Raw genomic sequence first — 14,081 nt, forward strand, 5'->3', positions numbered from 1 at the left:
ATTTTAAACTCCCGAAATAAAAAGTCAATATAATACGTTAGATACATGAAATTATATTTCGTATAAAAGTAATATATTATTAGTTTGTCTAGTGGTTTCCTATTAATCACTTAAAAACAAAAAAGAAAGACAACATTAAGTTGCCTTTCTTAAATTCATTATTATTTATATACTACGATTGATCCAACTGATTTATCAGTAGATTGACCATTAACGCGAACTTTTAAACCAAAATGTCCGATGTTACGACCAGCATCTGGTAAGAATGCATTATTGTAGTCTTTGCTATCATTAAATAAAGAGACAGCTTCTTGACTTGGAGATGTTAATTTTTCTCCTGTTGGATATGCAATGTTATAACCTGATGTTGAATTTAGGCCGAATGCTGCATCTGCTACATGGAAACGAGCACTTGCTTCAGCGCCATAGTTCCATAATAAATTAGTATCGTCGTGAGCATCAACAACACCTAAGAAACCATCACCTGGGTGAATACCTGTCCAGTTTTCAGTAAAGCTATCATCAACATACCATACTACTAAACCACCATCATAGCTTAATAGAGAGCCTCCGCGATTAATATGAGCTAAACCTTCGTCAGCACCTTTATGGTTACGCCATTCTAATAAGTAGTAATGATTTGAATATTTGTTACCATCAAACTTATTAAATCCTTTTAAAGTAAATGGAGAAGTTGCATTTTCAGCACCATCATCAACAATTGTAGCGCCATCTGCTACTACTTTAATATTGTCTGCAAAGAATCCAACATTTGAAGTACCCCAGTCAGTTGCAGAACGTAAGCGAAGCTGAATTTTTTGGCCTTTATATGCTGATAAATCAAAGCTTTGAGCTTCCCATCCATTTGATTTTCCAGTGAAACCAGGCATTGAATTTAAGATAGTTGGATAACCTTCAGACACTACATCACTTCTAGTATGAGTGTTTCCTAATGATTTCCAAGTAGCTCCATTGTCAGTTGAAACTTGAACAAATGCGAAATCCCATTGTTCTTCCATATCGTACCAAGCGTCAAACGTTAATGTTGCAGAAGCTTTTCCTGTTAAATCTACAGAAGTAACCATGCTGTTATCCATTTCGTCTGCTTGTCCGCCCCAATACTCATAAGTGCCAGCAGCTGGTTTATTAACAGGTGATACTTTTTTCGGTAAATTCACTTGAATTGCTTGGTTATTTTGACCAAGTGGTGAATTTGCTTGATCTAATAAGAATTGAGTACCTTTTGTAGATACATCATCCCAATTTACAACAGTTGGGTTAGTCCATTTTCCGCCTAAAGTTGATTGGAAATATGATTTTGCCCAAGGAGAGAAACCTGTTGGCTCTGTTCCAGGAATTTTACCTGCCCAAGAACCAGCTGACATGATTGACCAATATTCAACAGCTTCACCAGCACCAGAGTAGATTGTATCGTACTCATCTGGTAAACCTAAATCATGACCATATTCGTGTGCAAATACTCCAGTTGCACCGTCTTCAGCCATCATTGTATAGTCATAGAAACCAGGTAAACCTTTTCCACGTCCATCTGGATCATAGAATTTCGCAGAACGATGTGACCAAATTGCATTATCTCCAAGAGCTCCACCGCCAGCATCTTGTCCCATACCTGAGTGAATAATTTGAAGATGATCAACTAAACCATCTGGCTCCCAGTAGTTTCCATCTCCATCTAAATCATGTGGATCTTCTAAATCATAATCTTGTAAAGGAATTCCAGCAGCTAATGCAGCTTTATAAGTATCAACTACTAGTTGTTTCGATCCGCCTGGCGTTACATTATCATGTCCAGTTGCAGAATCTTTTCCGTAATACTCTGCAGTTCCAGGAACTTTTAACCATCCATAGGCTTTACCATCAATTGTATAAGTTCCGCCAGATTGTTGTTCATAATATTGTTTTTGTGAAAGGAAAGTTTCTCCGTTTGGACCTTTAACTCCATTTTTACCAAAAATCAGATCTTCATAGTGTTGTGTATTGTAATCAGGATAGTAATTGTTTGTATCTTCCTTCGTTAATTTATTATGAGGAAAATCAGAATACTCTACCATTAATGTTAAAAGTTTACCCTTCTTTTGAACACCTGGTGAAGCTGATTCTTTAACTGGATCAGGAGTACCTTTTAATTGACCATTTTTATTACCGTTTCCGTGTAATAGGCCATTATTAAAGTCTTTAAATTCACCATGTTTAGCAGCTTCTGCTTTTTTTACTTTGCTAGCAAGTGGATCTTTTTCTGTTACTAGATCCGCTTGACCTTTAACTTCTAAATATTTTTGTAATGCAGCTTGTTTCTGTGCTTGAGAAGCATTGGCAGAAACCACTCCACGTTTAACTAATGATTCTAATAACTTATCGTCATCAACTAAAGATAAATCTAAAGTACTTTTTGAATGCTTAGCTAATGCACTATGTACTTTACTTAAGCTTTCAGATGATGCTGTTTTTAATGGAATTCCAGAAAATAAAGTTCCGGCAACCATTACTGATGCAAAACTAGTTACGACAAACTTGTTCAAAATAAGCCCCCCTTAATAATTTTCAAACTACATTTTAATAATATTCTAAAAATTCTTTAAATCACAGAGGGTTTTTTTCATCAAATACTAACAAATTTCACGCAAAATTTACAAAAAATTCAGATTTATTTATGAAACAATGACGAAATTCGTCAGTTTTTATAAGTTGCTTTTTCGACATTACGTTCTTTAGTCTTATATTATTCTTTTAATCTAATTTTTGAAATTAGAACTTTAGAATTATTAAAATTACATTAAAAACAAAATCAAAAATGTAAAGCATGTAATTATAACTATATACAAAAAATTGACCCTTCAAATTTTGACATTTTTTTCCTAATTAATAAAACAAAAAAAGAAGATAAGTCAAAATTCTTTTGCCTATCTTCCTCGACTATTTATTTAAATTGGTTTACCTTCTTAATTTGCCTGCTTCTTCACTATACTCTTGAAGCCTACTAGATACTTTATTACCGATTCGGTTAAAGCATATGACATATAATGAATCGATTATATTTTGTTGTGCCATCTTAGAAGCTATACTTCCAATTCGAATATCTTGTTCCATGTCAGGTGTGCAAAGTTTGATATCAGCTTCCTTAAATAACGGAGACTTGCCAAGCTTAGTAATCGCAATGATCGTTGCTCCCTTTTTCTTAGCAAAACGAGCAAGTTCTAATACATCCTTTGTTTTCCCTGAATTAGAAACGGCAACAAAAATATCGCCTTCTTCCATATGACCTACTAAAGTAATTACCATATGGAAGTCAGGAGACATAATGGCATGATAGCCAATTTTCCCAAATTTATATGCTCCGTCCATAGCTGATACAGCTGAGCCGCCAACTCCATAAAATATAATCTTCTTAGTTTTTACAATTTCATCTGTTGCTTTTTCTAATTCTCTTTTATCTAAAGTTGATACTGTAGCTTCAATAGCGGCTTTATTTACATAAGTTACTTTATTAAATAAATCATACGGTGTGTCTTTTTTATCCATTACAGAAAAATCATTAATATTCATTTCAGCTACAGTCAAATCACGAACTAAAGCTATTTTAAAGGCTTTGAAACTACCGATTCCTATTGTTTTACAAAATCTAACAACACTTGCTTCACTAGCTCCAGTATTGTTAGAAATATCTTTAGTCGTTAAGTTGGGAACAATTTCAGCATGCTCCATTATATATACTGCGATTTTCTTTTCGGCTTGCGTAAATCGATCCATATAATTTTCAATTTTTGATAAGATTGTTAAATGTTTCATTTACTAAACACCTTTCTGCTAAAAAACATACAAAATACAATTATTCTCTATTATGAACCAAATGTTTAGAAAATCATATTAATATCCAAATTAAAGTTATTTTTTAGTTCTTTCTACATTAAAAATCTTGTTAAAAATAAAAAGTGTAGGAAAAAATATTCCCTACACTCTTACTTTTTGATTATTTATTGTTGTACTGTAACTGTTTTTGGTGCTACTGATACTTTGAATCCATCTTTACTAGATACATCAGCAGATATTGTATACGTACCGTTTGGAACATCTGCTTCTGGAGTCCATTTTAAGTGGATTTCAGTTTTATCTTGTACATCCATTGAATCAACTACTTTACCATTAGCATCTTTAATATAAATTTTCCAATTTACATTGTTATTTGCAAAAGCATTGATTCCTGCAGGTGTTTTTGCATTTATATTTTTATTTGGAGACACACTGAAGTAGCTAACAAGCATTTCCTCGTTAATATAAGAAGGATCTCCCCAAACCGTATAACTTTGATTTAGTGCATAGTCTGCTCCTAAAACTACAACACTCTTTGGCTCTTCTTTTACTAAAGTAGATGTTGCACCTTGAGGTAATGGCTTATATTTGCCGTTATACCAAACGATCGCACCATTAAAACCACTACCAGCATCATCCGCTTTGAACGAGATTTCGTATTGGCCATCTTTAGGAGTTACTTTTATATCTGAAACAACTGGAGCAACCGAGTCAATATGCAATGGAAGTTTTACGATTTGTGGCTTCGCTCCATTATAGTCAAGCGTTGTTTTGATTACATAGTTATAAACGCCATCCTTCACTACTTGTCCATTTTGATCTTTTAAATCCCAACCATATCCAGTATTCAAATAGTCTCTAAAAGACATAATGTTTTTCCGGAATTTCCATGGCTTACCAGTATATTCACTAAAATCACCTAAGTATTGAAGTAATTCACCTTTATCATTTTCTACGTACATTTCTGTTTTAGCTAAGTTACGAAGCACTGTAAATGATGGATATACTTCCTTCAATGGAGTATTTGGAGACATTACAATACGATCCATATTAAATCTTCCTGTTCTTGGATCATAACCTAATGGGAATACCCCTTCTGCTCCTATTTCATCATTCCAAAGTGTTGTATAACCTAAGAATGCATTTTTCTCATATGCTGCCGGATCAATATTTTTTGGTTGATCCCATTTGCCGTAATACCCCATGTAAGGAACTGTTAACGGTACTGCTGAATCGCTATTTTGTCCTGAAGGAACTAAACGTACGTATCCCTCAACAAAAGAACCATCTTTTAAGCTTGATGGAAGTTGAATCTGAACATCAAGATTTTTCTCTTGTCCCGGTTTAATTTTTAATGTCTTTCCTTCTGTGCTTGTTACTGTTTCGCCATTTACAGTTGCCGTAGCACCTTGGATACGCTCACTTTTTAATGTTAAATATTCTTTTGAATCTAACTTTCCATCACTGTCTAAATCAAATGCTTTTGTTTCTCTGCCATCTGTAAATACATCTACATATACTTGATATTCCAAATCTTTTACATTCAGATTTTGAAGAGCTTCTGCATTTAATTTGAAGTGAATATTATTGTTCACTTCTTTTAGTGCAACTGCTCCAGCTTGTTCTAGTGGAGTTTTCTCCCTTGTCACAAGTACAGGCGTTTTAATTGCATTTTGAATTTGCATTAAACCAGATCCTTGAATACGTGGAGAATACGGCACTTCATTATTCGTACTAGGATCCTGTACTAGTTTAGAAGTGTTCATTAAAGCAATTTTCGCTTTTAAAACTGTACTCTCTGAATGTTTTAATCCTTTTTCATAAAGCGATTGTAAAACTAATGCTGAACCACCAGCAACATGTGGAGACGCCATTGATGTACCGCTCATAACCTCATAACCATTCCCTGGTACAGTAGAGTAAATATTTCCTCCTGGTGCAGATATTTCAGGTTTAAAGTCTAAAGTATGTGGTGCTCCATATGAAGAAAAATATGACATCGTATTCTTATCTGGGTTATCAACATATACCCCTTTAGATGGTTTCATTTTTACAACATATCCACTTTTCAACTTAGAAATTAATGCATTACCTATCTCTTTACTTGTAGTAGCTGCTTGTACATTAAAATAAGGACTCCAATAAACTAATGGATAGTCAATATCATTAACAGCAGGAACAAGAATTACCGCTTTTGCGTTCTTCTTCTTTGCTTCTGATTGAATATAAGAGTAGGTAGCATACCTTTCATTTGGTTTTGCTACTACAATTTTACCAGTTAAATCAGGAAGATTTTTAAAATCGGCAGTTTTCCCTTCTCCTACGTAAACCAATTCATAAGATTCAAGTGGTGATAATACTTTTGATAGATTAAAGTTATATTGTGATTGATCTTGGTATGGAAGCTGTAATCCATTTTCTTCTTTTAACGTACTCATATGGATACTTGTATTTTCATATGAAGCCACAGATAACGCAAAAGGACTTACACCTGGTTCCCCAACTGTACCAATATCCGGATTTTCGGCATATGGTTTTAAAGAAGATTGCAGCAAATTATTTTGTGTACTATAAGCAGAGTTTCCACCCGCTACAACTACAAGCGTACCTTGCTCAGTCGCTTCACGGATCACTTTTTGAATCGGGTCATCTACTTCACTAACAAATCCTGAATCAGTTCCTAAACTCATATTAATGACATCTGCTCCCATTGTTACCGCATGCTCAATCCCGGCAATGATGTCGTCTTCATACGCTCCATTTGCTGTATCAGAGAATACTTTTTCTGCTAGTAACTGTACGCCCGGAGCAATACCTTCTACCCCATCATTTGCATCATCACCGTTTGCACCAATTGTACCTGATACGTGCATGCCATGTTCATTTCCTGAACCATGTGGAATCACATCTGTATCATGATCCGCCCAGTCATATCCAGTTGGAACTTTGTCACTATACCAAACTTCTCCTACACTTGTTTCAGCTAGTTTACTTTTAATGCTTTCTTGATTCCATTTTTCTTTTGCTTTGCCTTTTTCAGTGATTGTCATGTCTTTATGCGTATAATCAATACCAGTATCGACTACCGCTACTAATAATCCCTCACCTTGATATCCGTAACTTTGCCAAACTTTTTGAGCTTGTACTAATTCTTTACTTGCTCCCATTGAAGGTTGGAACTTTCTTGCAATATGTACATTCGTTACGCCTGGTGTTTGTTGAATATCTTTTAAGTTACGATATTCTGTCTCCAAACTAAAACCATTAAAACCTTCATAGAAGCGTTGATTTATTTTAGGTACAGATCTTTCCCTTGATATCTTTGAGATGACTTGATCTTGCTTTTCTTTAAAGCGTGCTTTCTTAGTTTGAGTAGAATCATCAGAAGTTGTTGGTTGTTCAACCTCAACGATTACACGTACTTTTTCATTTGGTTTATAAGCATGAGCATCATTTAAATCTTTATAGCCAAATGGGTCTACAGCTTTTTCGCCAGTTTGTTTTTGTTCTTCAGCAAAAATCTTTTGACCCTGCTTTGCAATCTCATCTAAACTTGGAGCCGGCACCTGATTTTCATTTGTTCCTTCAGCAAATCCAGTTGATGTAAATAACATTGAAGCTAAAGTTGTCGTTGCAAGGACTTTGTAAGGAAAGCTCTTTCTCTTTTTCATCTCTAATCTCCTCTACAGTAAACTTTAATGTTCTGAATCTATTAAAATAAAAATAGATTCAAGAAAAACTGATTCAATAAATTGCTAATGCTCTATTAATAAATTTGATACTAAATTAATTCTAATTACGTTTACTCTATAATCATAATGGGTTATTCAACCGGACTTTTGGCTTATTCAGTTTGGAGTAAACTTAAAGAATTTAAGTAGAAAAAATGAGGTTTTTGACATATTCAGTCGAGGAAGTTCGAAAAAAATTCATAAACTCGGGAAAATTACATTAATAGGTTGAGACATTTTAGGGTTATATTAGTTTATATTTAATAAAAGATGCAATTTATACTTTTCAATCGAGGTCTATTCTTTTTTTAAATAGGTAAAAACATGGTATTAGCAGAAGTCAGAATATTCCTTCTTTACTATCTTTGCGACAAATTTCTCCTTATTCCCCCCTGAACATTGGCAGTGTTGATGAGTTAGTCTAAAATGGAGCGTTTTTTTGTAAAAATTGTTTTTTAGCTTAATAATGAATTGGTTCTGCTATTTTAATTGCGACTATAAGAATTAAAATTCCATTTCCCGTTTTTAATTGCGTTTCATAGATTTTAGTTGCTATTCCCCATTTTTAATGGCGATTCTCCATTTTTAAATGCCCCTGGGATTAATACGATTTTTCATCTAAAATTACAACTCCACTATTAATTCATCCCACCTCGAATAAAAATCAGAATTTTTCATACAATTTTTAAATCTTAGTTTGTTAAATTACCTTTTTTTGGATAGAATGGATTTGTAGGCTTTTAAAGTCTTAATACATAACATTAGGAGTGAAAAAAATGCCAATCGATGTTTATTTAAATTTTAATGGTAATACACGTGAAGCAGTTGAATTCTATGCGGCTGTATTTAACACAGAAACACCAAAAATTATGACTTTCGGTGAAGCACCACCAAATCCAGAATACCCACTACCTGAAGAAGCGAAAAATTTAGTTATGCATACTAGATTGAACATTAGCGGTAGCAACGTTATGTTCTCTGATACTTTCCCTGGTTCCCCTTTTAACCAAGGCAATAACATTTATTTATCTTTTTTAAGTGAGGACGTAGAAGAACTTAAATCTGTCTTTACTAAATTAAGTGATGGCGGCAAAGTAGAAATGGAACTTCAAGAAACATTTTGGAGTAAAGCTTATGGTAGCCTAACAGATAAATTTGGCATTCATTGGATGTTTAATCACGGTACTGGTGAATTTTAAATTATAGTTAAAAAAAGGAAATGAGCCCATCCTAATAGGATTCATTTCCTTTTATTTTACAGATCTCTACTACACTTCCTCATCTTGCTCCTCAATCTATATTTCTTTTCATTCAGAATATTTACTATATAATAAGGTATATTTCTAGTTCTCTAAAAGTAGGTGAAATTTTATGCAAATACTATTAAAACGGTTATCACAAAATAGAGAAAAACTTAGCCAGCTTGAAAAACAAGTATTGGATTATATTTTACAAAATACGGATTATATTACGAAGCTGAATCTTGATGAATTATCAAAAGAGCTTTATGTATCGACAGCAACAATTAGTAGAACATGCCAGCAATTAGGCTTTCGTGGGTTTCAAGATTTAAAATATACCCTTTCAATGGAAACAAATAAAGTTCAAAGTCCAGTTTCCTCTACCTCCTATCTCCTTAATACACATATGGAGAGAATGAAAGAAGAAATGGAAAAAACATTGGAATATATTGATGAAGAAAAGATTAAGCTAGCTGCTAATTATCTAAAGCAAAGTACACATGTTGAAATATTCGGAGTTGGTAACTCACTTCCCGCTTGTGTCGACGCTTCTAGAAAACTCATGTTTGCAGGCAAGTTATGTAATGCGCGAACTGATTGGGACGAGCTACGTAGTGCTGCAAATAGTTTAACAGATAATGATTTAGCCATACTAGTTTCATATAGTGGGGAGACATTACATATGTTAGAATTTGCCCATATTTTAAAGAAAAGGAACGTTAAAACGATCGCCATAACTGGAAGCCACTCAAATCGTTTACAAAAAGAAGTTAGTTTATCACTTCAAGCTTATATTAAAAGCACATACTTTGGTGAGCTTGATATGACTTCAAGATTTCCATTAAGTATGGTACTAGATTTCATTATTATTGCCTATTTAAGCGAAATGAAAATATGTTAGTTATTCAAAAGAGACAGAAGTCGTCTATTATCAGACCACTACTGACTCTTTTTATTTATGAACTTATTAGTCTACTGAAAGTAAGCAATATACAAAAAATGTACACGCTTACATAAACACCTCAAACGGTTGTTAAACGATTTTGCCGTGAGTATTCTTAAGACATAATAAAAAACGAAGGAGCTAAAAACATGGCAAAGAAGAAGTCCGTTAAATCACAACTTTGGGAGTTTTTTCAAGGGCTAGGTAAGACCTTTATGGTGCCTGTAGCATTATTAGCCTTTATGGGTCTTATATTAGGAATCGGAAGCTCATTTACTAGTCCGACAACTATCGAGACATTCCCATTTTTAGGAAACTCTGTACTCCAAGTTATTTTTAGCTTTATGTCCACTATTGGTGGGTTTGCATTTTCATACTTACCAGTTTTATTTGCAATGGCAATTCCGTTTGGACTTGTACGATATGAAAAAGGTGTCGCTGCTTTCTCTGGATTTGTTGGCTACGTCATCATGCACTTATCAATTAATTTTTATTTAACAGAAACAAATCAATTAGTAGCAGCAGATAAAATGCGTCAAGCTGGTCAAGGTATGGTTATGGGTATACAAACAATTGAAATGGGTGTATTAGGAGGTATCATCGCTGGGATCGTTGTTTATTTGCTACATAACCGCTTTTATAGTATTAAACTTCCAGATGCTTTTGCATTTTTTGGTGGCGCCCGCTTTGTTCCAATTATAACGACACTTGTATTATCAGTTGTTGGGATCATCATTCCGATGATTTGGCCGATTTTCGCAATTGCCATTACAGGAATCGGAAGTTTAATTCAAAAATCTGGCGTTTTCGGACCATTTTTATTCGGTGCTGGTGAGCGTTTACTACTACCATTCGGTCTTCACCATATTTTAGTGGCAATGATTCGATTCACAGAAGCTGGTGGTACTGAAGTCGTAAACGGTCAAACGGTTTCTGGAGCTTTAAATATTTTCTATGCACAATTAAAAGCTGGTGCTCCGATCAGTCCATCAGCGACAGCTTTCTTATCTCAAGGAAAAATGCCAACATTCATGTTTGGTTTACCTGCAGTAGCGCTTGCGATTTATCATACTGCCCGTCCAGAAAATCGCAATAAAATTAAGGGACTATTAATCTCTGGTGTTATTGCAACTTTTGTAACCGGTATCACTGAGCCAATCGAATTCTTATTCTTGTTCGTTTCTCCACCTTTATATTTCATCCACGTTATTTTAACGGGATTAGGTTTTATGGTAATGGCTTTATTACATTTAACAATTGGTAACACAGATGGTGGAATATTAGACTTTATTATCTTTGGCGTTTTACAAGGAGTAAAAACAAAGTGGTATCTTGTACCTATAGTAGGAGCAATTTGGTTTACCGTATACTATTCAGTTTTCAGATATGCAATATTGAAATTTAATTTAAAAACTCCTGGTAGAGAAGAAAAAATTGATGATCAACAAAGTGAGGAACCATTAGTGAAAGGAACAAATGCCCAAGCATTAAAAATTCTTACTGCTTTAGGTGGCAAAGAGAACATTCAATCACTAGATAACTGCATTACAAGATTAAGACTTGTTGTTGATAATATGAATATAGTTAATGAAAAAGTTCTAAAGGATTGTGGTGCACTTGGCGTTGTAAAATTAGACGAACACAATTTACAAGTCGTCATTGGTCCGCAAGTTGGTATTCTTAAAACACAATTAGAAAAATTATCATCTTGAATAAATTGGGGTTGTACGAAATGAAATACAAATTTGATCAGATAGTTGATCGAACCGGTACGTATTGTACACAGTGGGACTATATTGAAGATCGATTTGGAGTGCCAGATTTATTACCCTTCTCGATTTCAGATACTGACTTTCAAAGTCCTGATGAAATAATACATGCATTAGAAAAACGAATGAAACATGGTATATTTGGCTATACGCGATGGAATCATGCTGAATTTAAAGAATCAATAATAGATTGGTTTCGTAAGAGATTCTCCTGTGAAATTATAGAAGATTGGATTGTATATAGTCCTAGTGTCATTTATTCAATATCAAAAATAATCGAAAACTTGACAAATGTTGGTGATCATGTCGTTATCCAAACTCCTGCCTATGATGCCTTCTTTAAAGTAATTCAAGATAACAATCGTTTCATTTCTGACAATCAATTAATCTACGAAAATGGGAAATATCGAATCGATTTTGATGATTTAGAACAAAAACTATCTCACGAGCGTGCCAAGATCCTTCTGCTATGTAGTCCGCATAACCCTTCAGGGCGTGTTTGGACAATGCATGAATTGGAAAGGATTGTACGCTTATGTAATAAACATAATGTATTTATCATTTCTGATGAAATTCATATGGATATCGTATATGAACCCAATTTCCATATTCCGATTATAAACACTAGCATTAATTTGGAGAATGTATGTATTTGTACTTCTGCAAGTAAAACGTTTAACACTCCTGGGCTAGGTGGATCATATATGATTTTACCAAACCAAATGATTAACAAAGAATTTCTTCTATCTTTAAAAAATCGAGATGGCCTTTCATCTGCAAGCATTTTTGGGACACTTGCGACAATCGAAGCCTACAAAACATGTGAGGACTGGGTTAATGAATTAGCCGAATATACTCATGATAATTTAAAAACAGTAGAAAATTATCTTAACAATCATCTTCCAAAACTTAAATTTACATTACCAGAATCAACATACTTAGCATGGATTGATATTTCCGGGCTACCTTTTTCTAGTAAGCAATTACAACATGCACTTGTTCATCATGCGAAAATAGCCATCATGCCCGGAGAGACATATGGTGAGGCTGGAAAAGGATTTATCCGTATGAATATTGGATGTCCCAAATCTAAGATTATTGAAGGATTAAATCGTCTAAAAAAAGCAATAGATTACTTAGAAAGTAATAAATAGTTAATGTAATAACCCTCTAAAGGTAGAAGATCCGTAAACTACTTTTAGAGGGCTATTCCTTTGAGAAAATAGTTGAAAATTGCTTATTCAATTTTGCAAACAAGTAGTTATTAATTAGCGGAGTATCATATATTCTATTAAATCGCTTTTTTTAGAATATAAATTGGGGAAGTGTTAGAATGAAGTCCACTAAAGCTATTAAGCATTCATCAAACTGGTATGTTTTACTTTCGTTTGCTGCACTTGCTGGAATTAGTCAAATGCTTTGGTTAAATTTTGCTCCTCTAATTTCATATTTAAAATCGCATTATGACGTTTCAGAATCAGATATTAATTGGTTGTTAATTGTATTTCCATTAATTTATATCGTATTTTCTATCCATTCAGGCAAAGTAATTGATCGAGTTGGATATCGATTTAGTATTTTACTTGGTGGCATTTTCATGTCCGTTTTTTCTACTATTAGAATTTTTGATTCAAACTTCTTATTTTTGCTAATTGGTCAAATAGGCATTGCGATTGGCCAACCTTATATTTTAAATGCAATATCAAGTTTAGTAGTTGATTGGTTTCCTAAAAATAAACAAGCTACCGCCACTGGCATTGGCACAGTCGGGATGTTCGTCGGAATGGCCGTAGCCTTAGCGGGGACACCGCTTCTTGTAGATCTTTTTGGATTCCAACCCACATTAGTCATCATGGCAAGTTTAACAATTCTTGCATCACTCCTTTTCTACTTCATCGGTCATTATAATTCAGCTTTCAAACGAAATTCTAATACTTCAGGAAGTTTTAGTACTACATTTAAATTATTGAAAAACAAGAATCTTTTACTATTAAACATCGTTTCCTTTTTAGGTTTAGGAGTCTTTAATGGATTAACATCCTGGCTTGAACAAATCTTAAAACCGTACGGAATTTCATCAGAACAAGCCGGAATTGTAGGTGGCACTTTAATCGTCGGCGGTATTATTGGTTCTATTGTGATCCCGCTGTTTTCAGATAAAGTTGGTAATAGAAAGCCCTTTTTATTAGTCACGATTATCGGCTCCCTTCTATTAATCTATCCAGTTTGTACTTCAGGTAATTTTGCTTTTCTAATTGTAATAGGTAGTGTCCTTGGATTCATATTTTTACCTGCTTTTGCTTTACTGCTGTCAGCTACAGAAGAACTAGTTGGTGAAAAAGTATCTGGTGAAGCAACAGGACTACTATTGATGGCAGGGAATTTAGGTGCTGTAATTGTAATTGGAGCGATGCAGCTAATTAAAGGTGGGCAATCATCTTGGAATCATTCGGTCTATTTTTTATTGTTATTAATGTTAATTGGATTGATTCTTATGCTTTTATTTAAAGAAAGAGCTTGTTTGGTAGTTGATAACAAGAAAAATGGTAACGAATAAAAGTAAAAAAAA

At 33.9% G+C, this 14,081-nt stretch carries 8 protein-coding genes; 5 read left to right on the plus strand and 3 right to left on the minus strand.

Features of this window, described 5'->3' with window-relative positions; genetic code table 11:
* Window positions 1-161: 161 nt before the first annotated feature.
* From ACFVRR_RS19335 to ACFVRR_RS19345, 3 genes are all read right to left on the minus strand, one after another.
* Window positions 162-2,540, minus strand: a complete 2,379-nt coding sequence (locus ACFVRR_RS19335) for an immune inhibitor A domain-containing protein (protein ID WP_387331834.1) — start codon at window positions 2,538-2,540, stop codon at window positions 162-164.
* Window positions 2,541-2,952: 412 nt separating this feature from the next.
* Window positions 2,953-3,807 (minus strand): MurR/RpiR family transcriptional regulator, encoded by an 855-nt coding sequence (locus ACFVRR_RS19340; RefSeq protein WP_387331836.1) that lies wholly within the window; start codon window positions 3,805-3,807, stop codon window positions 2,953-2,955.
* A 185-nt stretch (window positions 3,808-3,992) separates the two neighbouring features.
* Window positions 3,993-7,499 (minus strand): S8 family serine peptidase, encoded by a 3,507-nt coding sequence (locus ACFVRR_RS19345; RefSeq protein WP_387331838.1) that lies wholly within the window; start codon window positions 7,497-7,499, stop codon window positions 3,993-3,995.
* A gap of 836 nt (window positions 7,500-8,335) precedes the next feature.
* On the opposite strand from ACFVRR_RS19345, the gene ACFVRR_RS19350 reads away from it, so the two are divergent.
* The 5 genes from ACFVRR_RS19350 (at window position 8,336) to ACFVRR_RS19370 (ending at window position 14,069) form a co-directional block, all read left to right on the plus strand.
* Entirely contained in the window at window positions 8,336-8,758 is a 423-nt protein-coding gene (locus ACFVRR_RS19350) for a VOC family protein (RefSeq protein WP_387331840.1), read from the plus strand.
* A 172-nt stretch (window positions 8,759-8,930) separates the two neighbouring features.
* Window positions 8,931-9,701, plus strand: a complete 771-nt coding sequence (locus ACFVRR_RS19355; protein WP_387331842.1) for a MurR/RpiR family transcriptional regulator — start codon at window positions 8,931-8,933, stop codon at window positions 9,699-9,701.
* Window positions 9,702-9,892: 191 nt separating this feature from the next.
* Complete coding sequence (malX, locus tag ACFVRR_RS19360) at window positions 9,893-11,455, plus strand: maltose/glucose-specific PTS transporter subunit IIBC (protein WP_387331844.1); 1,563 nt, start codon at window positions 9,893-9,895, stop codon at window positions 11,453-11,455.
* Window positions 11,456-11,475: 20 nt separating this feature from the next.
* Entirely contained in the window at window positions 11,476-12,666 is a 1,191-nt protein-coding gene (locus ACFVRR_RS19365) for a MalY/PatB family protein (RefSeq protein ID WP_387331846.1), read from the plus strand.
* A 179-nt stretch (window positions 12,667-12,845) separates the two neighbouring features.
* Window positions 12,846-14,069: an MFS transporter gene (locus ACFVRR_RS19370; RefSeq protein WP_387331848.1), complete on the plus strand. Its 1,224-nt coding sequence runs from the start codon at window positions 12,846-12,848 to the stop codon at window positions 14,067-14,069.
* Window positions 14,070-14,081: the final 12 nt, after the last annotated feature.

It is taken from the genome of Gottfriedia sp. NPDC057948, assembly GCF_042887255.1.
Classification (GTDB): Bacteria; Bacillota; Bacilli; order Bacillales; family Bacillaceae_G; genus Gottfriedia.